The organism is Rhizobium sp. SSA_523, assembly GCF_030435705.1.
Classification (GTDB): domain Bacteria; phylum Pseudomonadota; class Alphaproteobacteria; order Rhizobiales; family Rhizobiaceae; genus Neorhizobium.
The window spans coordinates 2,776,808-2,800,060 of sequence record NZ_CP129382.1; the positions used below are offsets into that span (position 1 = coordinate 2,776,808).

Sequence of the window (23,253 nt, forward strand, 5' to 3'; positions counted from 1 at the left end):
GCCGATGATCGCGGCATTGTGTCGCCAGGCTCCTTTTTGCCGCCAGAGGTCCAGATAAGGTTCTTCTCATGTCCGATAACAGTGCAGTCCTCGTTATTTCGAGCCATGTCGTGCGCGGCACGGTCGGCAATCGCGCCGCGGTCTTCGCGCTGGAAACGCTCGGCCTTCCTGTCTGGGCGCTGCCGACCGTCATCCTTCCCTGGCATCCCGGTCACGGCCCTTCCACCCGGGTCGTCATGCCGGCGGACGAATTCGACCGGGTGATCGACGACCTCATCCGGGCGCCCTGGCTGCCTGAGGTGAAGGCCGTGCTGACCGGCTATTTCGGCAATGCCCTCCAGCCACGGCAAGTGGCGCGGCTGATTGCGGCCATGAAGGAAAGGAATCCGGCTCTCCTGTATGTTTGCGATCCGGTGATGGGCGACAGCGGCGGGCTTTACGTGCCGCAGGATACGGCCGAGGCCATACGCGACGTGCTCATACCGCTTGCCACGCTCGCAACGCCGAACCGCTTTGAACTGGCCTGGCTGGCCGGTGCGGACCTCAACAGCAATGCCGCCATCATGGATGCCGCCATCGCGCTCGGACCGCCGCGCATGCTGGTGACATCGGCGCTTGCGATGATGGCGGGCGGCACCGGCAATCTCTATCTCAGCGGCAATCACGCGCTATTGGCCGAACACCGGCTGATCGACAATCCGCCCAACGGGCTTGGCGATCTTCTCTCCGCCGTCTTCCTGGCCCGCCTGCTTTCCGGCATGGACGAAGAACGCGCGCTGCAGATGGCAACGGCCAGTGTCTATGAAGTCTTGGCGCGCACGGCAAAGCGGGGTGGCGACGAACTGACGCTGGAGACCGATGCGGCGAGCCTTTCGACCCCGATGGCGATGGTCCAGCTCCGCCACCTGATGCATCCTGCCCGCAGCCGGCGGCGCTGATAAACCGGCCCCGTCTTGCCCTTCTTAGGCTTGCCTTTGCCTGGCTTGGCCGGGCCGGGCTGATGAGCCTGGCCGATTGATATTCCTCCCATAGAAGATTATGCAAATATCATGACAGAGTTCCCCTCCACCCTCCTCACCGGCTACGACAACTTCATGAGCGGACGCTATAGCGGGGAGCGTGAACGCTACCGCGCCTTGGCGGAGAACGGCCAGAAGCCGCACACGCTGGTGATCGCCTGTTGCGATTCCCGCGCGGCGCCGGAGATTATTTTCGATTCAGGTCCGGGCGAACTCTTCGTCATCCGCAACGTCGCCAATCTCGTTCCGCCCTACGAGCCGGATGGCCAGTTCCACGCCACCTCGGCGGCGCTCGAATATGCCGTGCAGGTTCTCAAGATCCGCGACATCGTCGTGATGGGGCATGGCCGCTGCGGCGGCATTCAGGCCGCGCTCGATCCGATGGACGAGCCTCTCTCGCCCGGCGATTTCATCGGCAAGTGGATGGGCATGCTGCGCTCGACGGCGGAGCAGATCCCCAAGGTCGATATCCTGACCCAGGCAGAACGGCAGACGGCCCTGGAGCGCGTTTCGATCCGCAACTCGCTGGCCAATCTGCGAACCTTCCCCTGTGTTCGCATTCTGGAGGAAAAGGGACGCCTGCGCCTTCACGGTGCCTGGTTCGACATTTCCACCGGTGAATTGTGGATCATGGACACGAAGACGGGCGATTTCATCCGGCCTGCTTCCTGACTCGCCGCTGTCTGCCTGACCACGGCCTGACTCACCGCTGTCTGACTAAAAGGCTCCGCGTCTAGACGGACCGGTCCCTGGCAGCAGCCCGGCCTTCGTGGAAGCCGGGCCTGTCATCACGCTATGCCTGCAGCCTGTCCCGGTGGCCGGCCGGAAAAGCGTTTTCCGACCAGAACCTGCGTCAAAACAAACCTAAGCGGACGAAGCGTCGGCAGGCCAATGCAGGTCTGCTTAGCGGCCGTCGATCTGCGCGCCGATATGGGCAATGGCCTGCTGATAGACGGATGCCGCATTCCATCCCTGGATCGCCACGAAATTCGGCTGTCCCGGCTGGTAGCCGGCGCCGGCACGCCAGCCGTGACCGACGAGGAAATTGGCGGTCGAGGCCAAGGCATCGGCTCGCGACCGGACCATGTCGATATGGCCGTCGCCATCGCCGTCTGCACCATAGCGCAGAACGTTGAGCGGCAAGAATTGCGTCTGGCCGATTTCACCATGCGCCGCACCCCGAGCCGAAGGGCTGAGATCGCCGCGGGCCACGAGCTGCAGCGCCGCGTAAAGCTGTTCGGTGAAATAGGCCGAGCGGCGGCAATCATAAGCCAGCGTGGTCACGGCGGAAAGCGTGTGCTGGTCGCCGAGGAAGCCGCCAAAGCCGGTTTCCATGCCCCAGATCGCCAGAAGCGGGCCAGCAGGCACGCCATAGCGGCGCTCGATGGCGGAAAACAGCGCCGCATTGGACGCCTTCATGCTCTTGCCGCGCGAGATGATCGCCTGGCCGCCGCGCTTCTTCATGAACTGATCGAATGACAGTTTGAAGCTTTTCTGCCCGCGATCGGCCCGTATGGTGGGACGATTGTATTGGACATCCGCAAGCGCCCGCGTGACCACGGCGGCCGGAATGCCGTTGGCCGGCGCCTGCCGCTTGAAATTGTCCACCCAGGCTGTGAAGCCGGAAGCATCATTGCCGCACTGAGCGGCCTGGGCTGCCGGCGAGAAGATGGCGATCGTCACTGCGACTGCGCCACCCATCAACGTCTTGAACATCGTCATGAGACCCCATGCAAGTTGTTTTGCCGCCGCCACCGATGACGACCGCCGTGCCTATGCGGTTATGCCGGGCGCCTTCCTTACCGACAACCGTTCCGTTTATGAAAAGATCGTGATGCGCGAAGGAGCCCTGCTCTTCCGAGCAAGGCTTGTATCTAAATATACTTAATGAGCCGTATCAGGCTGCCTGCTTGCGGGGCTTGATCAGGCCACGATTGACCAGAAGCTCGGCGATCTGCACGGCATTGAGCGCAGCACCCTTGCGCAGGTTGTCGGAGACCACCCACATGGCAAGGCCGTTTTCGACGGTCGCGTCTTCGCGAATGCGCGAAATGTAGGTTGCGTCTTCGCCGGCGCATTCGATGGGAGTGACGTAACCGCCATTCTCCCGCTTGTCGACGACGAGGCAGCCGGGCGCCTCGCGCAGGATGTCGCGCGCCTGATCGGCCGTGATCTCGTTTTCGAATTCGATGTTGACGGATTCCGAATGGCCGATGAAGACCGGCACGCGAACAGCCGTGCAGGTGACCTTGATCTTGGGATCCAGCATCTTCTTGGTCTCGGCCAGGACCTTCCACTCTTCCTTCGTATAGCCGTCTTCCATGAAGACATCGATATGCGGAATCACGTTGAAGGCGATGCGCTTGCTGAACTTCTTGGCTTCCACCGGATCCGCCACGAAGACGGCGCGGGTCTGGGTGAAGAGCTCATCCATGCCTTCCTTGCCGGCACCGGACACCGACTGGTAGGTGGAGACGACGACGCGCTTGATCTTGGCAAAATCATGCAGCGGCTTCAGCGCCACGACCAGCTGCGCCGTCGAGCAATTCGGATTGGCGATAATGTTCTTCTTCGGGAAACCGGCAATGGCATCCGGGTTGACTTCCGGAACGATGAGCGGAACTTCGGAATCGTAGCGCCAGGCGGAGGAATTGTCGATGACGACGCAGCCCTGCGCGCCGATCTTGGGCGACCACTTTTGCGAGATCGTGCCGCCGGCGGACATCAGGCAGATATCGGTGTCGGAGAAATCGTAATTCTCCAGGTTGGAGACCTTCAGCACCTTGTCGCCGAAGGAGACTTCCGTGCCCTGGCTGCGTGCGGAGGCGAGCGCTACCACCTCATCTGCGGGGAAGCCGCGCTCCGACAGAATGTTCAGCATCTCACGGCCGACATTCCCGGTTGCGCCCACGACTGCAATCTTGAAACCCATAATCCTGCTCTCTTTCTCTTCTCTCCTCGGGTGGCGGAGGGGAACCACGGCATGACGCACGTGCTGTTCCTTGTCCCCGGCCGAACCGGGGAGAGAGCGGTAGGCCAGAGACGTCAGACGGTTTTCGTCGTCGTTTTGGCCTTGGTTTTGGAAGACATATAGACAGGCGCAAACGCACCGGCAGCATATGCCGGGCACAATGAAGCAGCGATGTCGAACACGCGGCGAACCATTCTTGCGTCCTTTCCCGCCAACTCCTTAGAAGATTTCACGCCCGAGTCAAGAGCGCGGCCTGCAACGCCTTTTGCTGGACAAGGCAAGAGCCACGCTCTACCAGCGATACAAAGCCACAGTGATCGGGGCGCATCAATGCCTGGCCAATTGCTCATTCTGCTTTGCGCTGCCATCGTCAGCGCCGGGCTTGTCCGTCTCATCATCTACAAGGCGCATCACCTCGGCCTTGTGCAGGCCCCGGTGGCCCGCTCGTCGCACAAGATTCCGACGCCGACGGGCGGCGGATGCGGCATTGTGATCGGTTCGCTTCTTGCAGGCCTGTTGCTGCCCGGCCTGGACCAGACCTCGCTCATCCTGCTGATGCTCGGCTTCATCATCGCGCTGGTCGGCCTGATCGACGATTGGCGTCCCTTGAGCGCGAGGACGCGCCTGCCCGTGCAGGCGCTGGTGACCGGCCTGTGCATCTGGACCAGCCATGCCACCCTGATCCTTGCCTCGCCGGCCTCCGTCATCCTGACCGCCCTCTCCTTTCTGTTCCTGCTTCTGGCGGGCCTCTGGTGGATCAACCTCTTCAACTTCATGGACGGCATCGACGGGCTGGCAGGCCAGCAGGCGATGATGATGATGCTGTCCGCGATGCTGATCGCCGCCCTGACCGCTCCGGATGCGACCGGCACCTGGATATGGGGCATGATGGCGGCGCTCGCGGCGGCCACCTTCGGCTTCCTCCTGTTCAACTGGCCGCCGGCGCGCATCTTCATGGGCGATGCCGGCAGCACCTTTCTCGGCTTCTTCATTCTTGTCGTCGCGCTTTCGACGCTCGTTCTTGGCTGGCTGAGCCTGCCGCAATGGCTGCTGCTGGCGGCTCTGTTTGCCACCGACGCATCCGTCACACTGTTCGTGCGCATCCTGAAGGGTGAAAAAGCGTCGGAGGCGCACCGGTCGCACGCCTATCAGCGCCTGTCGCGCCGGCTGGGCGGGGCAAGGCCCGTCACTTGCGCCGCCCTCGCCATCAACGCGCTCGTCCTTCTTCCGGTCGCGGTTTTTCTGCCTGGCGACGGTCGCGACTGGCTGATCGTCTTCCTCGTCTATATCGCTCTCGCCGGCCTTGCCCTTGGCGCGGGCGCCGGCCTTGCCGACAAGCAGGCAGCCTCGCTGCAAGCCTATCGCCACCTTGCAAGGACGAAGCGGAACGAAGGAGAGGGCACGTGATACTGGTGACGGGCGCGACAGGTTTTGTCGGCCGGGAAGTCTGCAGGACATTGCAGCAGAGGGGAATTGCTTTTCGACCCGTCAGCCGCAGGCCGCATCCGGACTGTATTGCGATGGGCGAGATGACGGCCCAGACCGATTGGTCGGCCGTGCTTTCCGGCGTGACCTGCGTCATCCATCTCGCCGCCCGTGTCCATGTGATGCAGGAGCATGAGGCCGATCCCGACGGCGCCTTCCGCCGCGTGAATGTGGACGCGACGCTCAACCTCGCCCGCCAGGCGCACGAGGCCGGCCTGCGCCGCTTCGTCTTCATCAGTTCCATCAAGGTGAATGGCGAAGCCACCGATGAGGGGCGGCCGTTTCGCGCCGATGACCGTCCGGCACCAGAGGATGCCTATGCGCGCTCCAAGGCCGAGGCCGAGGCGGCGCTGCTGGAGCTTGGCGCCAGGAGCGGGCTCGAAATCGTCATAATCCGGCCGCCTCTCGTCTACGGGCCGGGCGTCAGGGCCAATTTCCGTCTGTTGATGCGGTGGGCAGGAAGCGGCTTGCCGTCCATCTTCGGCGCCTGCAGCAATCGGCGCTCCCTCGTCCATGTCGGCAATCTCGCCGATCTCGTAGTGACGGCCGCCACGCATCCCGGGCTCCGAAACGAGGTCTTCCTCGTCAGCGATGGCGAAGACCTGACGACACGCGACCTCTTCACGCAGCTGGCAAAGCTCCAGGGCCGGCGCGGTTGGAACCTCCCCCTGCCCGTCTCCATGCTGCAAGGGCTTGCGGCCCTGTTGGCCAAGACTTCGGTTACCGACCGCTTGCTTCGAAATCTGGAGGTCGATATAGCCAAGACGACGGAGATCCTGGGCTGGACGCCGACCCTATCGGTCCGGCAGGGATTGCAGCAGACCATAGATGAGGACACCGAACGGGGATCGTCGCCCGCACGGCGTCGCTGAGACCCGCCCAGAGCCAATCGACGGTTCATTGCCCGGAATATGGATGATCAACTTCCTGCGGTATACCCTAGAGCGAATGCCCCGTTTCTGGAAGCGGGTGATCCTGATGGGCTTCGATACGCTCGCGCTGATCGTCGCCCTTTGGGCGAGCTACGCGCTGCGCTACGCCGTCTGGATGCCGGTCATTACCGAAGAGCGGATCTTCCTTGCCGTCATGGCGCCGATCGTCGCCATCCCGATCTTCATCCGCATGGGGCTGTACCGCGCAGTCATCCGCTATCTGCCCGATACTGCAATCTGGACCATCCTGCGGGCCATGGGCATTGCGACGATGATCTGGATCATCCTGGTCTTCCTCATGGAGATGACGGGACGCGGCATCGTGCCCCGTTCCGTGCCCTTCTTCTATTTCGCCATCGGAACGGCGCTCGTCGGTGGCTCCCGCTTTGCCGCCAAGGTCATCCTCAGCCATGGCACCGGAATGCGCCGGGATGAGCAACCGGTCTTCATCTATGGAACCAGCGCCTCCTCCGTACAGCTCGCCACTGCGTTGCGCGGCACCGGCAACCGCTTCGTCGTCGGCCTGCTCGACGAGGATCCGAGCAATCACGGCCGCGATGTGGGCGGCTACCGGGTCTATAATCCCGCCAATCTTCCGCGCCTGATCGAACAATATGGGGCGCAGGAAATCATCCTGTCGCTGTCCTCGATCTCGGCCGACCGCCGCCGGAGCGTCATCACCAGCATAGGCGGCCTGGGCGTCAAGATCCGCACGGTTCCCGATATTGCCGATCTGGTGGATGGCCGTTATCTGGCAAACCAGATCCGCGAAATCGAGATCGACGAATTGCTGGGCCGTTCCTTCGTGCCGCCGGATCCGAAGCTTCTGGGCGGCATTCTGGAAGGCCGCACGATCATGGTCACCGGTGCCGGCGGCTCTATCGGCTCCGAACTCTGCCGGCTGATCGTTCAGTGGAAGCCGAAGCGGCTTGTCCTGTTCGAAGCCAATGAATTCGCGCTCTACAAGATCGATTCCGAATTGCAGGGCCTGCGGCAATGCGAGATCGTGCCGGTGCTCGGCTCGATCACCAACGAGCCGCGCGTGCGTGAGGCCATCCAGCAGCATGGGATCGAGGTGCTCTACCACGCCGCGGCGCACAAGCATGTCCCGCTGGTGGAGGCCAATGCGCTGGAAGGCATCGAAAACAATGTGTTCGGCACGCGGACCGTCGCAAAAGTGGCGTTTGAGGAAAATGTCACGGATTTCGTGCTGATATCTTCCGACAAGGCCGTGCGTCCCACCAATGTGATGGGCGCGACGAAGCGATGGGCTGAGCTGATCGTTCGGCAAAGAGCGCTCGAGGCACAGAAACAGGGCCGCGAGCAGCATTTCTGTGCCGTCCGCTTCGGCAATGTTCTGGGATCGAACGGTTCGGTCGTGCCGCTGTTCAAGCAGCAGATCGCCCAGGGCGGCCCGGTGACGGTGACGGATCCGGACATGCGGCGCTATTTCATGTCGATCCAGGAAGCGGCGGAACTGATCGTTCAATCGAGCGCACTGTCGAAGGGCGGCGATATCTTCCTGCTGGAAATGGGCGAGCCGGTTCGGATCGGCGACCTGGCGGAGAACATGATCCGGCTGGCGGGCTTTACCGTGCGCGGGCAGGACGAGCCGCATGGCGGCATCGAGATCCGCGTGACCGGCAGCCGGCCAGGCGAAAAGCTCTTCGAAGAGCTGTTTTACGACATGGCCAATGCGCTCAAGACACAGCATCCGAAGATCCTGCGTGCCGATTCGACGGCCATTGCCCATCACAATATCAATGACGCGTGTGAGGCGCTGAAGGATGCGCTGTCCAGGCGCGACGAAAAGGCCGCAAGGGCCATCCTCTTCGACTTCATCGGCATGAGTTCGCTTTCCGGAGCGATGGGCGAGTAGCCGGCGCGACAGGCGTTCGTTCCAGGTCGACCGATCCACAAGGGCTACCGATCGAGGGACGGAGAGGCTCATACCGCCACCCAGGTTGCGATCCATTTTCGCAAGGCGTCGCGCGGCCCGCGCTCGCCGCGCTGATCCGGCATCAGGCCACGGCTTCCCGATCCGGCAGATCAGCCGCGGCCGGCCTGGGAGAGACCCTGTGACGCCACGGCATTTTTCAGCGGCAGGCTGCGCTTCAGCAGCGGCAATCCCGTGTCCCGTTCCTCGAAGAGGAAGCCATAGCGGGCGAAGATTGCGGCGATGATCACCGACGACCAGGCGCCGAAGGTCAGCCCCGCCAAAACATCGCTTGGGAAATGGGCGCCCACCAGCACGCGCGTCATGCCGAGCCAGATGGCCGCCACCAGAAAGACCGGCCGGTGACGCGGAGCAAGAAGCGAAAAGCCCATCAGGATCGCGCCGACCGTCGTGGCATGGCCGGAGGGAAAGCTCTCGAACTGGAAGCCGCCATGCAGCGGCGACAGGGAAAAGCTGCCGGCATCGGTCTGGTAGAGCGGCCTTGCCCGGCCGATCAGCCGCTTTGCGAGGTTGACCAGGAGCCCGGAGATGGAAACGGTCGCGAGGAGATAGGCGGCGACCTGCCCGATGAAGAGCGCGTGAAACCGCGCCGTAGCCGAATGGGCGAGCCGTGAGAGCGACAGGGCTTCGAATAGAAGAATGGCACAGGCAAAGAGGATCCAGCCGGATTTGCCGAGTTCGGTGACATAGGCGCCCATCACCCTCAGCACGGACTGGGACTGCAGCACGGAGGCGGAGACCGGCTGATCGAAGATCAGCAGGGACAAGACGACGAGATTGCAGCCGACAAAGGGAATGGTGAGATAGGCCCGAACGCCATTCCGCCTGCAATGGCGCCGGTAACGCCCCTTCAGCATGTCCCACATGATGAACCAACCCCGTCTCGTGGTGTCGGCGAAACATGGCACGGGGATGTGACAGGCGTGTTTCGGCAAAGACGGGAAGGAAAGAGGCACGACGTCCCGTCGTCCTGCCCCTTTCGGTTTTCCCGGTTCAGGCCTTGGCAGACAGTGCCTGGAATTCCGCCAGGATGGCATCGCCCATCTCGGCCGTGCCGACCTGTGTGCAGCCCTCGCCCATGATGTCGCCGGTGCGGATGCCCTTGTCGAGAACGTTGGCGGTCGCCTTCTCCAGCCGGTCGGCCTCTGCCACCATGTTGAAGGAATAGCGCAGGCACATGGCAAAGGAGGCGATCATGGCGATCGGATTGGCAATGCCCCGGCCGGCAATATCCGGCGCCGAGCCATGCACCGGCTCGTAGAGCGCCTTGCGCTTGCCGGTCTTCGCATCCGGCGCACCGAGCGATGCAGAGGGCAGCATGCCGAGCGAACCTGTCAGCATTGCAGCCACATCCGACAGCATGTCGCCGAACAGATTGTCGGTCACGATCACATCGAACTGCTTGGGCGCCCGCACCAGCTGCATGCCGCCGGCATCGGCCAGCATATGCTCGAGTTTCACGTCGGAAAACTTGGCTTTGTGAGTTTCGGTCACGACCTGGTTCCAGAGCACGCCCGACTTCATGACATTGCGCTTCTCCATGGAGCACACCGTATTCTTGCGGGTGCGGGCCAGCTCGAAGGCAACGGAGGCGATCCGCTCGATCTCGTAGGTGTCGTAGACCTGGGTGTCGATGGCGCGCTTCTGCCCGTTTCCAAGATCGGTGATCGTCTTCGGCTCGCCGAAATAGACACCGCCCGTCAGCTCGCGGACGATGAGAATATCGAGGCCCTCAACGAGGTCGGGCTTCAGCGACGAGGCATTGGCGAGCGCCGGATAGCAGATGGCAGGACGCAGATTGGCAAACAGTTCGAGATCCTTGCGCAACCGCAGCAGACCGGCTTCCGGCCGCACCTCATAGGGAACCTCGTCCCATTTCGGGCCGCCGACGGCACCGAACAGCACGGCGTCGGCCGCCATGGCTTTCTGCATGTCGCCTTCCGAGATCGCAACGCCGTGCGCATCATAGGCCGCGCCCCCGACCAGTCCCTCGTCCAGCGTGAAGCCCGCCGCCAGCGCATCGTTCATATAGGCGACGATCTTGCGGACCTCGGCCATGGCTTCGGGACCAATGCCGTCACCGGGGAGAAGGAAGAGAGACTGCGGCATGATAGGGTGTCCTTGCGAGCGGAGTTCGATCCAATGGGGCAGGCGGAAATTGCGGTCTGGCGGACTCTGCGAATTCGTTCCTTGAACCTCGAGCTCGCAGCAGGGCGAGCCGCATGTCGAATTCACTCCACCAGGGGGCGCCGGAGAGGAGCGCCTGGTGCGACCGGGTCCGACCTCGCGCGAGCCTGCCATGGGACGCAAGATCAGAGCCTGTTGCGCAGGCGCCGGCCGAAACGGCCGACGCTTGTCCGTCAGAGCCAGGGGCGTTGCGACTGCAGCTTCGTTTCGAAGGAGGCAATGGCCGAATCGCTCTTCAGCGTCGTGGCAATATCGTCCAGCCCTTCCAGCATGATGTGCTTGCGTGCCGGATCGATGTCGAAATGCACCTTTCCGCCATCGGGGCCTGAAATTTCCTGCGCTTCCAGATCGACGGTCAGCACGGCATTTGCGCCGCGCGATGCGTCGTCCATCAGCTTGTCCAGATCGTCCTGGGAGACGACGATGGGCAGGATGCCGTTCTTGAAACAGTTATTGTAGAAGATATCGGCGAACGAGGTGGAGATGACGCAGCGAATACCGAAATCGAGCAGTGCCCAGGGCGCATGTTCGCGCGACGAGCCACAGCCGAAATTATCGCCGGCGACCAGGATCTTGGCGCTCTGATATTGCGGCTTGTTGAGAACGAAATCGGGATTGGGCGACCCGTCTTCCAGGTAACGCGCTTCGGCAAACAGGCCTTTGCCCAGACCGGTGCGCTTGATCGTCTTCAGATAATCTTTCGGGATGATCATGTCCGTGTCGATGTTGACGACCGGAAGCGGCGCTGCGACGCCGGTAAGCTTTACGAATTTGTCCATGATCTGCCTCCGCGAGACTTTATATTGCGGAAGCTGCAATAGACCAAATCACCGGGGATTTGAAGACCATATTGAGGTCAAACGGTACGCCGACCGCTTTGCAGGCGTACCGCACTCATCCTTGGACCCTCGATCAAAGGTCGATGATCGTCCCGCGACCGTCATTCCAGACGCGCATGTCGGACTTGTCGCGGCTGCCATCCTTGGCCTTGACGCGGACCGGAACCGGCTTCGGCCGGGCCGACAGAGCCTTGACGGCGGTGATCACCGTCAGCAGGCCCGCAAAGGCGATGGTGATGGAGGCCGTGAGCACGACGAGCACGCCAAGAGCGGCGATGCCGGCGAGGCCAAGGAAATACGCACGTATGTTTTGCATGGGCATGGACCTTTCTCCTGTGGGAAATGTGGTCCTTTCCCTTGCCTCTTGCAAGGCCCTTTGGCTTTCTGCGCCATTGCGCCTCATCACAAAGCTTGTCAGAAGGTCGTGATGGTCATCTCGCCCGCCTCTTCGCTGCGCCCCCGGCGCTCTCTCCTGACTGTCCCCGCAATCAATCTGCGGGCGCTCGAAAAGTGCCGCCTGCTCGATTGCGACGGCGTGATCTTCGATCTGGAGGATTCCGTTGCTGTCGATCAGAAGCCGGAGGCGCGCCTGAACCTTGAGCGGCTGTTTGCCGAGGCAAGGCTGACCAACAAGGAAACCATCATCCGCATCAATGGCTTGGACAGTCCCTTCCTGACAGACGATCTCGCGCTGGTCGAGAAACTGTCGCCTGATGCGGTGCTGGTGCCGAAGGTGGAGCGTCCGGATGACCTAGTCCGGGTGCAGCAGGCGCTCGACGCCGGCACCGCAGCCACGGGACCGAGGCTCTGGGCGATGATGGAGACGGCGCGCGGCGTCTTGAACGTGGCGGCGATCGCCGAGAGCCGACCGGCGGCGGACAGACTTGACGTATTTGTGATCGGCCTGAATGACCTTCGCAAGGAGACGCGGGTGATGCCGCGACCCGGCCGCGTCTATCTGGTCCCTTATCTGATGCAGGTTATCCTGGCGGCTCGGGCAAACGGTCTCGACGTGATCGACAGTGTCTTCAACGATTTCCGCGACAAAGACGGCTTTGCCGAGGAATGCCGTCAAGGCCGCGAAATGGGGTTTGACGGGAAGATGCTCATCCATCCTGCACAGATCGATCCGGCCAATCAGGCCTTCGGACCTCTGCCAGAGGCGCTGGCGGATGCGGCGGCGATCGTATCCGCCTTTGCAAGGCCGGAATCCGCCGGTCAGAATGTCATCAACCTGAATGGCCGGATGGTCGAGCGCCTGCACCTGGAAGAGGCCGAGCGGCTTCTCTCTTTGGCAAAATCTCTGAAAGACAGAAAGACAGACACATGAAACTCTATCGCTTCCTGACCGGGCCCGACGATTCCAGCTTCTGCCACCGGGTGACCGATGCGCTGAACAAGGGGTGGGAATTGCATGGGTCTCCCAGCCACACCTTCAATGTTGCGGAGAACCGGCTGTATTGCGGCCAGGCCGTCGTGAAGACCGTGCATGGGAAGGACTATGATCCGAGCATGAAGCTGGGCGAACAATAGGGCAAGCCTGGAGATCCCTGACCCTGCAAATCGCGTGGCACAGCCGAAGCGGTTCCTCGCCGGGGGCAGACTCCTGCTCAAGCCGGGCCTTCGCCGCCAATGCCGCGGCAGAGGCTGACGCAGACGCCGAGACCTATTCGCCATGAAAAGGCCCCTTCACCTGTCAAAGCAGGGGCGTTCAACGGATCATCAGATCCCGACTATCCCTGACCCTGCGCCGGCACCATCTCCCCCGGCGCGACCATCCGGAAGGCAGACCCAATGGCTGAACCCAGAGTCGCAGAGCGCATCGAATATATTGTCGAGGGGGGCCATCGCCTGTCCGGCGCCATCGAACCGTCCGGCAACAAAAATGCGGCTCTTCCCATCATTGCCGCCGCGCTTTTGACCGACCAGCCCGTCGAACTCTCCAACGTGCCGCGCATTCGCGACGTCGAAGCGCTGGTCCGGCTCCTGGCATCGCTCGGCGCTGAGGCCGAGTGGACCGGAAACAACACGCTGCGCATCCATGCCCGCGAGATTCACCCGGCCACGCTGGACCCTGACCTTTGCTCGCGCATCCGGGCGTCCATCCTGCTCGCCGGTCCGGTTCTCGCCCGCTGTGGCGCCATCACCCTGCCGCCGCCGGGCGGCGATGTGATTGGCCGGCGGCGCCTTGACAGTCACTTCCTGGCCCTGCGCCAATTGGGTGCGGAAATCTCGCTGGATGGCGATTATATCTTCCGGGCGGATCGATTGACCGGCGCCGATGTCTTCCTTGACGAACCCTCCGTGACGGCCACGGAAAATGCGCTTTGTGCGGCGGTGGCCGCAAGTGGGACGACGATCCTGCGCAATTGCGCCTCCGAGCCCCATGTTCAGGATCTGGCGCATTTCCTCAATGCCATGGGCGCCAAGATCGAGGGGATCGGCACCAATTGCATGACGATCGAAGGCGGAAGACCGCTTCGCGGCGCGACCCATCGCATCGGCCCCGACCATATCGAAGTGGGATCTCTGATCGGCCTGGCGGCCGTGACCGATTCGGATCTGCGCATCACCAATGCCGGTGTCGAGCATCTGCGCTCGACGCTGATGGGTTTCGAGCGCCTGGGCATATGCTGCCACGTGGAGGGCGACGACCTGATCATCCCCTCGGGCCAGTCCAAAGTGATCGAGCCCGATTTCGGCGGCCACGTGCCCAAGATCGAGGATCAACCCTGGCCGGCCTTCCCGGCCGATACCATGTCGATTGCCATTGTCACCGCCACGCAATGCGAAGGCATGGTGTTGATGTTCGAAAAAATGTTCGAGTCGCGGATGTTCTTCGTCGACAAGCTGATTGCCATGGGGGCCCGCATCGTCTTGTGCGATCCGCACCGTGCGGTGATTTCCGGCCCCACTTCCTTGAAAGCTGCCCGCCTGGAAAGTCCCGACATCCGCGCCGGCATGGCCATGCTGATTGCCGCAATGGGGGCTGAAGGCACCTCGATCATCAACAATGCCCAGCAGATCGAGCGCGGCTACGAGCGGATTGACGAGCGGCTCAATGCGCTGGGCGCCAGGATCCGCCGGATCCCTGCACGCAACTGACCTTTAGCGAGCGCGCGGTCAACCCGTCCGGTCGGCCGCCTCGTCCGCACTTTCCTCGAGCCGCTCCATATCGTCGTCGGAAAGCCCGAAATGGTGGCCGATCTCGTGGATGAGCACATGGGTGATGATATCGCCCAGCGTCTCCTCGTTCTCGGCCCAGTAATCGAGGATCGGACGGCGATACAGGCGGATGCGGTTGGGCAGTTCACCTGTTTCCATGGTGAAGCGTTCGGAAATGCCGCGTCCTTCGAACAGGCCGAGCAGATCGAACGGCGTTTCGAGAGCCATATCCTCGAAAATATCATCATCGGGAAAGTCTTCGATCTCGATGGTGAGGTTCTGGGTCAGCGCGCGGAATTCCTCCGGCAGGTTCCCATAGGCCTCGATTGCCAGCGATTCGAACGTGCTGATGGACGGGGCATGGCGATCCCGCCAATCATCGGTCTGGTCGACACGGGCCATGTTAGCTCCTTTTTCACATGCCATATAAGGTTTCTCGGAATTTTTTTCGAGTGTGGAATCGGGCTGCGGGCACCCGCCACAGCGAAATCTCGCTCAACGCCCCGCAAGGGCCGCCGCCCGCACCCGGCCGCGATGCCGCTATGAACGGTTGAGACTGACCGAAGAGCGGCAGGACCGCCATCCGCTGCCATGCGCGCGCCTTGCCCGCGGGACATGGCGACAGGCGGGTCTGGCGGCGCCGTCCACCGGTTTTGAGGTGCGGCGTCTCGCCGCTCACAAATGCGGGAGCGCGGCAGGCGGCGGGGGTTCAGCGGATCATTTTACTTGACAACCCTTATCCCCTTTATCAAAAAGAGGATATCTATCATCATGTTTGATGGCTAATAAGCATGCTCGTCTGTAGTTGCAATTACATCACGGACCGTGAAATCAGGGATGTCATCAACGGCCTTCTGGACGAAGACTGTTGGCAGCTGATTGTTCCTGCAAAGGTCTACCACGCCATGCAAAAACGCGGCCGCTGCTGTGGCTGCTTTCCCAACGTCGTGGATATCATTATCCGCACGACGGAAGAATATCATGCATTACACCACTCGACGGAAGCCGATGTCGTCGATTATATGTCCCGCCTGAGGCAATTTCACGCTGACAACAGGAGAGCGGACCTTGAAAGGCGACACAAGAGTCATCGAGCGGCTTAACGAAGCCCTTTTTCTCGAACTGGGTGCAGTAAATCAGTATTGGCTTCATTATCGTCTTCTGGAAGACTGGGGCTATACTAAGCTTGCCAAGAAAGAGCGTGCTGAGTCCATTGAGGAAATGCAGCATGCCGACAAGCTTGTCGCACGCATAATCTTCCTGGAAGGCCACCCCAACCTGCAGACCCTGGCGCCGCTGCGCATCGGTCAGACGGTTCGTGAGGTTCTCGAAGCCGATCTCGCCGGCGAATACGACGCCCGCACATCCTACAAAGCATCGCGCGACATCTGTCATGAGGCTGGCGACTACGTCACCATGAAACTCTTCGAAGAGCTTTTGATCGACGAGGAAGGTCACATCGACTTCCTGGAGACCCAGCTCGAACTGCTTGGCAAGCTTGGCGAAGAACGCTACGGCCTGCTGAATGCCGACGCGGCAAACGACGCCGAGTGATCGGGCCATCGCCGCCTTGCGGCGGGCTTTTCCGCGACGGGTCCCGGTTCGGAAGCTTCAGGTAAGGCCATAGGCCCAGTATCATAAGGCCCAGGATCCTAACGCCCTGTCATGAGCCCCTCGAGCGTTCGGCGCGCGAGGGGCTTTTCTTTGGGAGCGTCTGGAGAGCGTTCAGGGAATCAGCACCGCGCTTCCGACAATCTTGCCCGCTTCGAGATCGCGATGCGCATCGGCAGCATCGTCCAGCCGATAGTGCCGATCGGGTTTGGAGAAAAGGCCGCGCTGCATGCGATCAAAGGCCGCCTCGACAGCCGGCCGGTAATCGTCCGCATTGGCGCTGAAGGCGACAATGCTCGGACGGGACACGGCATTGACGCGAAATGCGCTCATCGGCACCGGAGGGATGGGGCCGGCTATCTGCCCGATGCTCGCCGTCATGCCGAAGGGGCGGACGCTCGCCATTGTCTTCTGCAGCGTGTCGCCGCCAATGCCATCGACCGCCATATGCACACCCTGGCCATCCGTCAGCGGCAGGACCGCCGCGGCGAGATCGACATCACGGCCCACGATCACATGATCCGCCCCGTGTCTCTCGGCAAGCACTGCCTTTTCCGCGGAGCTGACGGTGGTGATCACCTTTGCCCCGAGATCCTTGGCCCAGCGGATGAGCAGGGAGCCGAGGCCGCCGGCCCCGGAATGAACCAGCACGGTCATGCCTTTGCCGAGCGGATAGACCTTGCTGAAAAGCATATGCGCCGTCATGCCGCGCAACAGGCTGCTGCCGACGACCTCCGGTGCGAGGCCTGGAGGAATGGCGACAGCACGCCAGGCCGGCAAAAGCCGCTGATCCCGATATGCCCCCACCGCACCGGCATAGGCAACAGCCTGTCCGGGTGTCAGTTGATCAACGCCTTCGCCCACAGCCTCGACGATGCCGGCACCCTCTACACCCGGCACGCCGGGCAGCGGCAGCGGATAGAGGCCGGAGCGGTGATAGACATCGACAAAATTCAGGCCGACCGCAGTCTGCCGGATCCGCACTTCACCCGGCCCCGGTTCGGGAAGCGCCGTTTCCACACGATGGAGCACATCGGCTGCACCCGGGGTCTCGAACTGTATCTGATAAGGCATTGGACACGATCTCCGGTTCCGGCCGCAGAAGCAATCCGCCGCCTGTCTGCGCTTGTGCTGAGAACGGAACGCCTAGCGCCTTGGGCGAAAAGCGGAACCCGGTTTTTCGCAGACCCGATGCGTCAAAGAAAGACTCCCTAACCGTTCTTGCGAACGTGCCCGGCGATCGGCCTTTGTCCTCCCGGAGAGTATAGCGAGGAATGGCGGATGCGAAAGGAGAACTGCGCCTCGCTTCTGTGTGAGCCGAATCGGGCGGTCAGTCTGGATTGCACGGCAAGGTGATGCCGTTCAGCCGGGCTGGCCGGACAGATGTGCAAATGCTGCGACCACTTTCTCATAGGCCGGCCGTTTGAACGGAACGATCAGCGACGGCAATTCCGCCATGGGTTTCCAATCCCAGGCATCGAATTCCTGATGCTGACCGGCGGGCGGATCTTCGATATTGATCTCCGACTCGTCGCCTTCGAAGCGGAAGGCAAACCACCGCTGCGTCTGACCGCGATATTTCCCCTTCAAGCCGATGCCGATCAGATGTTCGGGAAGATCGTAATTGATCCAATCCTCTGCCTCCGCCAGGAAGGACACGCTGCGCATGCCGGTTTCCTCGAACAGTTCGCGATAGGCCGCCTCGCGCGGATCCTCTCCCTTGTCGATGCCCCCCTGCGGCATCTGCCACAATTGCGGCGAGCCGTCCGACTCGCTGTTTCCTTCCGAGAGACGCCGCCCGACCCAGACAAGCCCCTTGTGGTTCAGCACCATGATGCCGACGCAGGGCCGGTATGGCAGATCCGCGGCCTTGCCCTTCGAAGTCTTGTTCATGACGCTTGCGCTTATTGTTCGGCGGGTTGGGAGACCAGAGCGGAGACGCCGACGAGCTCGATCCCGCGTCGGTCGGCCTCTTCCACCCACGCCGCAACCGCATCGATCGTCTCGTCGAATGCGGAACCGATCCCGATCGCGCTGCCCTTTCGTTGGGCGATTCGCTCCAGGTCGTCCAGCTTTTTCAGAATGGCCGTACGCTCGAGCTGGCCGTCTATCGTCATGTCGGCAAAACCGATCGGGGCATTCAAGGCCTTGCCGATCGTGCCGGTCAGCGACTGTGCCGATGACCCGTCATCGAGAAACAGCAGGCCGCGATCGGCGACATCGCGCATCACCGGCTCGAGCGCATCGGCATTGGCGAGATAGCGGCCACCCAGATAGGTGACGATGCCGGTGTAATTGGTGATCCGCGCCATCGCCTCATGCAGCTTCTTCAGGTTAGCCGCCTTGCCGCCCTCCAGCGTCAGGGTGAGCGGCCCCGGATCATTGGTCGGATAATCGAACGGCTCCATGGGGATCTGCATCAGGATCTCGTGGCCGTTGCGCCGCGCCTCCTGCATCCAGCGCTGCAGGCTGTTGCCGCTCGCTGCAAAGGCCAGTGTCACGGAAGGAGGCAGGTTTTGAATGGCGCGCTGGCTTCCTGTCTGGCTGAGCCCGAGGCCGCCAATGACCAGGGCAATGCGTGTGCCACGAGCACCGGACCACGGCCGCGCATACTGATCCATGGGCCGCAGACCATCGGGGCCGCGCACGGGCAGAGGACCATAGGCGGATTGGGCGATAAGCTGTTCGTTCGGCACCGCCGCCATGCGGGGATCCTGGCCGAGCCGGTTTGCATCGAGGATCAAGGGACCGTCGCCGTCCCGGGCGCGTGGGGAGAACTTGGTGACGACGCTGCCATCATCCAGCTGCGTCCGCTCGACATTGGCCCCGGCCTGAGAACCTGCTTGAGAACCTGCCTGGGAGCCTAGTTGCGCAGATGCCGGAGCGGCAACCTCCGGCGCTTCCACGACAGTTGCGGAGCCGGTTGTCGGATTTTGCGGACGGGTGATCACCGCGGAGCGATTGCCTTCGGCCTCGCCGGCCCGGATGACATACAAGGAAAGCCCGAGAACCGCGCTGCCTCCGAGACATGCCAGAAGCACAACAAGCGAAGGCCGGCGCGGTGGCCGGCTCTTCTTTCTATTCACCGGCCCGAGAGGCGCGCGAAGATCTGTCCCCAATGGATCGTCCGCTCTGTGATCGTGGGAAAGATCCCGCCCTGACAGGTCAGGGCGGGCATGCATCCACTTACTGCTTCACGCCGCTCGGAGCGGCAGCCGCTGCCTTTTCCGGCTGGGGCGGGAAAGACGGATCGCTCTTGCGGCCATTCAGAAGATCCAGCGCATAATTCAGCTGAACATCATCCTTGGCTTCCGGCGGAACATAGGCGCTGGAGCCCGAGCCTTCGTCCGTCTCGTTCTGCCCCTGGATATGGCCCGGCAGGCTCGATTCGCCTTCAGACCGAACCTTGCCCTGCAGCTCGGCCGGCAGAGGCTGCTCGACCTTGATGTCGGGCGTGATACCGGTGCCCTGGATCGACTTGCCCGAAGGCGTGTAATACAGCGCCGTCGTCAGACGCAGCGCGCCCGCCTCGCCCATCGGAATAATGGTCTGGACGGATCCCTTGCCGAAGGACCGGGTGCCGACAACCGTCGACCGCTTCAGATCCTGCAGGGCGCCCGCGACGATTTCCGAAGCCGAGGCCGAACCGCCATTGACGAGCACGATGACCGGCTTGCCATCCGTCAGATCGCCCGGACCCGCATTGAAACGTCTCGTTTCTTCGGGATTGCGGCCGCGGGTGGACACCACTTCGCCGCGCTCCAGGAAAGCATCGGAGACGTTGATGGCCTGATCCAGAAGCCCGCCCGGATTGAGGCGCAGATCGAGCACATAGCCCTTCAGCTTGTCGGCCGGCACGTCCGCCTTGATCTTCTTGATCGCTTTTTCCAGATCGTCATAGGTCTTTTCGGTGAAGGAGATCACGCGAAGATAGCCGACATCGCCCTGCTCGACGCGCGATTTTACCGCGCGGACCGCGATGATGTCGCGCACGACGGTGATGTCGATCGGCTTGTCCGCGCCCTTGCGCAGGATGGTCAGCTTGATCGGCGTGTTGACCGCGCCGCGCATCTTCTCGACCGCATCTTCCAGCTTCAGGCCACGCACCGCCTTGCCGTCGATTTCGGAGATGAAATCGCCTGCCAGAACGCCTGCCCGTGCAGCCGGCGTATCATCGATCGGGGTGATGACCTTGACCAGCTCGTTTTCCATGGTGACTTCGATGCCCAGTCCGCCGAACTCGCCCTTGGTCTGGGTCCGCATGTCGGCCGCGTCCTTGGCATTCATGTAGCTCGAATGCGGATCGAGGGAGGACAGCATGCCGTTGATGGCGTTCTCGATCAGCTTCTGCTCTTCCGGCGGGGTCACATATTGCGCGCGCACGCGCTCAAAAACGTCACCGAAGATCGACAGCTCGCGATAAGTCGACGAGCCGGCGGCCTGGGCAGGCACGCCCGCCGAATAGACGACGCTCATGGCGGTCGCCCCGAGCAGCGCCCCAACGATGACAAGAGATGCCCTACGAATCATTTCGTGCCCTTCCAGTTTCCTTCAACGACCACCACGGCTTCGAATCGACCGCGGCGCCGTCCTTTCTGAATTCAATGTAAAGCGTCGGGCGATCGGTTTCCAGCGCCAAGGCCGTCGCACTGGCCACTCTTTTCTCGCCCATGGCAGCGATCGGTTCGCCCGAGAAAACGAACTTCCCCTGCCTGACATTCACCTTGTCCATGCCGGTCAGCACGACATGATAGCCATCGCCGACGTTCAGGATCACCATCTGGCCATAGCTGCGGAACGCGCCGGCAAAAACCACCAGGCCGTCCGCCGGCGCCGTCACGACAGCTTCGGCACTCGTCGCAAGCGTAAGGCCGCGCGCCGGATGCCCTGTACCGTCAGGATCGCCCCAGGCCCGCAGCACATCACCAGCGGCCGGATAGGCGAGCTTGCCCGTCAAACTCGAAAACGCGTATGCAGGCGCAATACGGTTTTTGTCGGGCACTCCGCTCTGCGCCAGTTCCTGCGCCTTCTCCCGCTCTTCCGCCGTTAATTGCTTGCGGCGCTCCTCTTCCTGCCGGGCACGTTGCATGGCCTCGCGAACGGATGCAATTTCACTTTCGAGTGAGCGGATCAGATTTTCGAGATCGGTCGATCGGCTGGCCAGCTGTTGCGCACGCTCGCGCTCGGCCTGCAGCTGCGCCGCGCCGGTGGCGGATTGGCGCCCATTCTCCGCCAGGAGAAGATCCATGCGCCGCTCTTCTTCCAGATTGGCCGAGATCGCAGCGGCGGCCTTCTGCCGCTCTGCGCTCGCATCCTGCTGCAAGGTGGCGAGAGCGTTCAGATCGCCCACCAGCCGTTCGGCCTGGACGCGCATGCCGGGCACCACGGCGCCGAGAAGAATGGCGCTGCGCACCGAAGCCAGGGCATCTTCCGGACTGACCAGCAGGGCCGGCGGCGGATTGCGTCCCATGCGCTGCAAGGCCGCCAGGACTTCTGAGAGAACCCCTCGCCGCTCATGCAGCGACGCGCGGATCTGCTCCTCCTTCATCCTCAGCTCTGCCAACCGGTCTCCGCTGGTCTGAATCTGTTCTTCCAGCGTTTTGCGCCGCGCCGCGCTGTCGATCAGAGCCTGGCGAAGGTTGGCGCTGCTCTTGTCGAGATCGGCAATCGATTGCTCGATCGATGTCGCCGTTTCGCTGGAGAGGCTGAGCGTTTTCGACAATTGCTCCAGTTCGTTGCGCGTCTCATCGCGTTTTCTCTGCAGCGCTTCGACGGGATCCGCGGCGGGCGTTTGCGCCGTCTCCGGAGCCGGGGGAAGGGTACCTGTCACCTGGGCCTTCGGCACGCCGAAGGGAACTGCGCTCATCAGCACAGCCGTCAGCAATGGCCGCCAGTCAACCCTTTGCCTGCTTGTCTTGCGCATTTCGCCCTTGCAACCCGTTTGAGCCGCAGACCCTAAGCTGATTTGCCGGCGAAGACCAGAAACAACACGGCGGCCCGCCGGAGCCCGCCCTTTTCAGGCACGGTGATAAGGATGGCCGGAGAGAATGGTCACGGCGCGGTACAGCTGTTCGGCAATCAGGATGCGCACCAGCTGGTGCGGCCAGGTCATCGAGCCGAGATTGATGACGGCGTCGGCCCGCTCATAGAGCAGGGGATCGAGTCCATCGGCGCCGCCGATCGCGATCATCATCTCGCGTTTGCCCTGATCGCGGAACTTGCCGATGAGATTGGCAAAGGCCGGGCTGTCGAGCGCCTTGCCTCGCTCGTCGAGCAGGATCAGCACGGACCCTTCCGGCAGGCTCTTGTCGAGAAGGCCCGCTTCCTCGCGTTTGCGCGTGTCCGCTGCCGAAGCGCGGCTTTCGTTCACTTCCGTCACACGCGAAAGCTCAAGGCTCACCGCAGGGCCGGCCTTGGCGAAGCGGTCGAGATAGCGTGACGCAAGTTCTTTCTCCGGTCCGGTTTTGAGCCGTCCCACGGCAAAAAGGCCAATCCGCATTTCTGCCACCGCATGTTTGTTGCCGCGAAAGGATAATCCGGCTGAGCGCCTCGCTCAGCCGTCCGATACGGCGTCTGGCACTGCGGCGTCAGATGCGCTGACGAACCGGCTAGTGCCGCGTTCCTTCCTCATCGGGAGCCGCCCACATCTTTTCGATGTTGTAGAACTCCCGGACTTCCGGCCGGAACACATGGATGATGATGTCACCGGTGTCAATCAGCACCCAGTCACCCGAATCGAGACCTTCGACTCGGGCGCTTCCCAGCCCCTCCGCCTTCAGGTCGGTGATCAGGTGATCGGAGATTGCCGACACATGCCGATTGGAGCGTCCTGAGACCACGACCATGTAGTCGCCCAGCGCGGACTTCCCAGCAATGTTGATGGTGACAATATCTTCAGCTTTGGAATCCTCGAGACTTGCGAGGACCACTTCGAGAGCGCGGGCGGCAGCATCTGCGCCACGTTCCAGGCTCTTCGGGACAACGCCTGGCGTTCTCCCTTTGGCGTGAACTGTTGTCAGAGTTGTTCCTTTCGTCACGAACAGAACAGGCACGATGCGAATCCAAACGTCGGGATCCACACCATGAA

General features: G+C 62.2%; 24 protein-coding genes. 10 read left to right on the forward strand and 14 right to left on the reverse strand.

Going from position 1 to position 23,253, the window contains the following annotated elements:
• The first annotated feature begins 68 nt into the window (after positions 1-68).
• A complete protein-coding gene (gene pdxY, locus QTJ18_RS21455; protein WP_252755307.1) occupies positions 69-938 on the forward strand; it encodes a pyridoxal kinase PdxY in 870 nt (289 codons plus the stop codon).
• 111 nt (positions 939-1,049) lie between these two features.
• Positions 1,050-1,691, forward strand: coding sequence for a carbonic anhydrase (locus tag QTJ18_RS21460; RefSeq protein WP_252755308.1), 642 nt, complete (start codon positions 1,050-1,052; stop codon positions 1,689-1,691).
• A 231-nt stretch (positions 1,692-1,922) separates the two neighbouring features.
• Here the strand turns inward: QTJ18_RS21460 and QTJ18_RS21465 are convergent, their stop codons facing one another.
• Complete coding sequence (locus QTJ18_RS21465; protein WP_252755338.1) at positions 1,923-2,735, reverse strand: lytic murein transglycosylase; 813 nt, start codon at positions 2,733-2,735, stop codon at positions 1,923-1,925.
• A gap of 181 nt (positions 2,736-2,916) precedes the next feature.
• Positions 2,917-3,951: an aspartate-semialdehyde dehydrogenase gene (locus QTJ18_RS21470; protein ID WP_252755309.1), complete on the reverse strand. Its 1,035-nt coding sequence runs from the start codon at positions 3,949-3,951 to the stop codon at positions 2,917-2,919.
• A 369-nt stretch (positions 3,952-4,320) separates the two neighbouring features.
• On the opposite strand from QTJ18_RS21470, the gene QTJ18_RS21475 reads away from it, so the two are divergent.
• From QTJ18_RS21475 to QTJ18_RS21485, 3 genes are all read left to right on the forward strand, one after another.
• Positions 4,321-5,397, forward strand: coding sequence for an MraY family glycosyltransferase (locus QTJ18_RS21475; protein ID WP_252755310.1), 1,077 nt, complete (start codon positions 4,321-4,323; stop codon positions 5,395-5,397).
• Complete coding sequence (locus QTJ18_RS21480) at positions 5,394-6,347, forward strand: NAD-dependent epimerase/dehydratase family protein (RefSeq protein ID WP_252755311.1); 954 nt, start codon at positions 5,394-5,396, stop codon at positions 6,345-6,347. Before QTJ18_RS21475 ends, QTJ18_RS21480 begins: the two co-directional genes overlap by 4 nt.
• Before the next feature lie 76 nt (positions 6,348-6,423).
• Entirely contained in the window at positions 6,424-8,286 is a 1,863-nt protein-coding gene (locus tag QTJ18_RS21485) for a polysaccharide biosynthesis protein (protein WP_252755312.1), read from the forward strand.
• 170 nt (positions 8,287-8,456) lie between these two features.
• On the opposite strand, the gene lpxE is transcribed toward QTJ18_RS21485, so the two are convergent.
• The 4 genes from lpxE to QTJ18_RS21505 form a co-directional block, all read right to left on the reverse strand.
• Positions 8,457-9,230 carry a lipid A 1-phosphatase LpxE gene (lpxE, locus tag QTJ18_RS21490; RefSeq protein ID WP_252755313.1) on the reverse strand — a complete coding sequence of 258 codons (774 nt, stop codon included), beginning with the start codon at positions 9,228-9,230 and terminating at the stop codon, positions 8,457-8,459.
• Between the two features lie 127 nt (positions 9,231-9,357).
• Positions 9,358-10,473 carry a 3-isopropylmalate dehydrogenase gene (gene leuB, locus QTJ18_RS21495; protein ID WP_289852219.1) on the reverse strand — a complete coding sequence of 372 codons (1,116 nt, stop codon included), beginning with the start codon at positions 10,471-10,473 and terminating at the stop codon, positions 9,358-9,360.
• Between the two features lie 251 nt (positions 10,474-10,724).
• On the reverse strand, positions 10,725-11,330 hold the full coding sequence (leuD, locus tag QTJ18_RS21500; protein WP_252755314.1) for a 3-isopropylmalate dehydratase small subunit: 606 nt from the start codon (positions 11,328-11,330) through the stop codon (positions 10,725-10,727).
• Positions 11,331-11,463: 133 nt separating this feature from the next.
• Positions 11,464-11,706, reverse strand: coding sequence for a hypothetical protein (locus tag QTJ18_RS21505; RefSeq protein ID WP_252755340.1), 243 nt, complete (start codon positions 11,704-11,706; stop codon positions 11,464-11,466).
• A gap of 111 nt (positions 11,707-11,817) precedes the next feature.
• Between QTJ18_RS21505 and QTJ18_RS21510 the strand changes: the two genes are divergently transcribed.
• From QTJ18_RS21510 to murA, 3 genes are all read left to right on the forward strand, one after another.
• Positions 11,818-12,720, forward strand: a complete 903-nt coding sequence (locus QTJ18_RS21510) for an HpcH/HpaI aldolase/citrate lyase family protein (protein WP_252755315.1) — start codon at positions 11,818-11,820, stop codon at positions 12,718-12,720.
• Positions 12,717-12,923, forward strand: a complete 207-nt coding sequence (locus QTJ18_RS21515) for a DUF1737 domain-containing protein (RefSeq protein WP_252755316.1) — start codon at positions 12,717-12,719, stop codon at positions 12,921-12,923. The genes QTJ18_RS21510 and QTJ18_RS21515 overlap by 4 nt, the downstream gene beginning before the upstream one ends.
• Before the next feature lie 261 nt (positions 12,924-13,184).
• Positions 13,185-14,495: a UDP-N-acetylglucosamine 1-carboxyvinyltransferase gene (gene murA, locus QTJ18_RS21520; RefSeq protein ID WP_252755317.1), complete on the forward strand. Its 1,311-nt coding sequence runs from the start codon at positions 13,185-13,187 to the stop codon at positions 14,493-14,495.
• Between the two features lie 18 nt (positions 14,496-14,513).
• On the opposite strand, the gene QTJ18_RS21525 is transcribed toward murA, so the two are convergent.
• A complete protein-coding gene (locus QTJ18_RS21525) occupies positions 14,514-14,957 on the reverse strand; it encodes a metallopeptidase family protein (protein WP_252755318.1) in 444 nt (147 codons plus the stop codon).
• Between the two features lie 383 nt (positions 14,958-15,340).
• On the opposite strand from QTJ18_RS21525, the gene QTJ18_RS25605 reads away from it, so the two are divergent.
• Entirely contained in the window at positions 15,341-15,658 is a 318-nt protein-coding gene (locus tag QTJ18_RS25605; RefSeq protein ID WP_489667276.1) for a (2Fe-2S)-binding protein, read from the forward strand.
• Positions 15,624-16,109 (forward strand): bacterioferritin, encoded by a 486-nt coding sequence (gene bfr / locus QTJ18_RS21535; RefSeq protein WP_252755320.1) that lies wholly within the window; start codon positions 15,624-15,626, stop codon positions 16,107-16,109. Before QTJ18_RS25605 ends, bfr begins: the two co-directional genes overlap by 35 nt.
• A gap of 171 nt (positions 16,110-16,280) precedes the next feature.
• On the opposite strand, the gene QTJ18_RS21540 is transcribed toward bfr, so the two are convergent.
• The 7 genes from QTJ18_RS21540 to rsfS all read right to left on the reverse strand — a co-directional run bounded on the left by QTJ18_RS21540 (position 16,281) and on the right by rsfS (position 23,218).
• The gene (locus QTJ18_RS21540; RefSeq protein ID WP_252755321.1) at positions 16,281-17,240 is read right to left on the reverse strand and encodes a quinone oxidoreductase family protein; all 960 of its coding nucleotides are present in this window, start codon (positions 17,238-17,240) and stop codon (positions 16,281-16,283) included.
• 288 nt (positions 17,241-17,528) lie between these two features.
• Positions 17,529-18,059: an RNA pyrophosphohydrolase gene (locus QTJ18_RS21545; RefSeq protein ID WP_252755322.1), complete on the reverse strand. Its 531-nt coding sequence runs from the start codon at positions 18,057-18,059 to the stop codon at positions 17,529-17,531.
• An 11-nt stretch (positions 18,060-18,070) separates the two neighbouring features.
• On the reverse strand, positions 18,071-19,285 hold the full coding sequence (locus QTJ18_RS21550; protein WP_252755323.1) for a divergent polysaccharide deacetylase family protein: 1,215 nt from the start codon (positions 19,283-19,285) through the stop codon (positions 18,071-18,073).
• A 67-nt stretch (positions 19,286-19,352) separates the two neighbouring features.
• The gene (locus tag QTJ18_RS21555; protein WP_252755324.1) at positions 19,353-20,696 is read right to left on the reverse strand and encodes a S41 family peptidase; all 1,344 of its coding nucleotides are present in this window, start codon (positions 20,694-20,696) and stop codon (positions 19,353-19,355) included.
• The gene (locus tag QTJ18_RS21560) at positions 20,686-22,032 is read right to left on the reverse strand and encodes a murein hydrolase activator EnvC family protein (protein ID WP_252755325.1); all 1,347 of its coding nucleotides are present in this window, start codon (positions 22,030-22,032) and stop codon (positions 20,686-20,688) included. Before QTJ18_RS21560 ends, QTJ18_RS21555 begins: the two co-directional genes overlap by 11 nt.
• Before the next feature lie 150 nt (positions 22,033-22,182).
• Positions 22,183-22,665 (reverse strand): 23S rRNA (pseudouridine(1915)-N(3))-methyltransferase RlmH, encoded by a 483-nt coding sequence (gene rlmH / locus QTJ18_RS21565; RefSeq protein WP_252755326.1) that lies wholly within the window; start codon positions 22,663-22,665, stop codon positions 22,183-22,185.
• A 109-nt stretch (positions 22,666-22,774) separates the two neighbouring features.
• Positions 22,775-23,218, reverse strand: a complete 444-nt coding sequence (gene rsfS / locus QTJ18_RS21570) for a ribosome silencing factor (protein ID WP_252755327.1) — start codon at positions 23,216-23,218, stop codon at positions 22,775-22,777.
• Between the last annotated feature and the right edge of the window lie 35 nt (positions 23,219-23,253).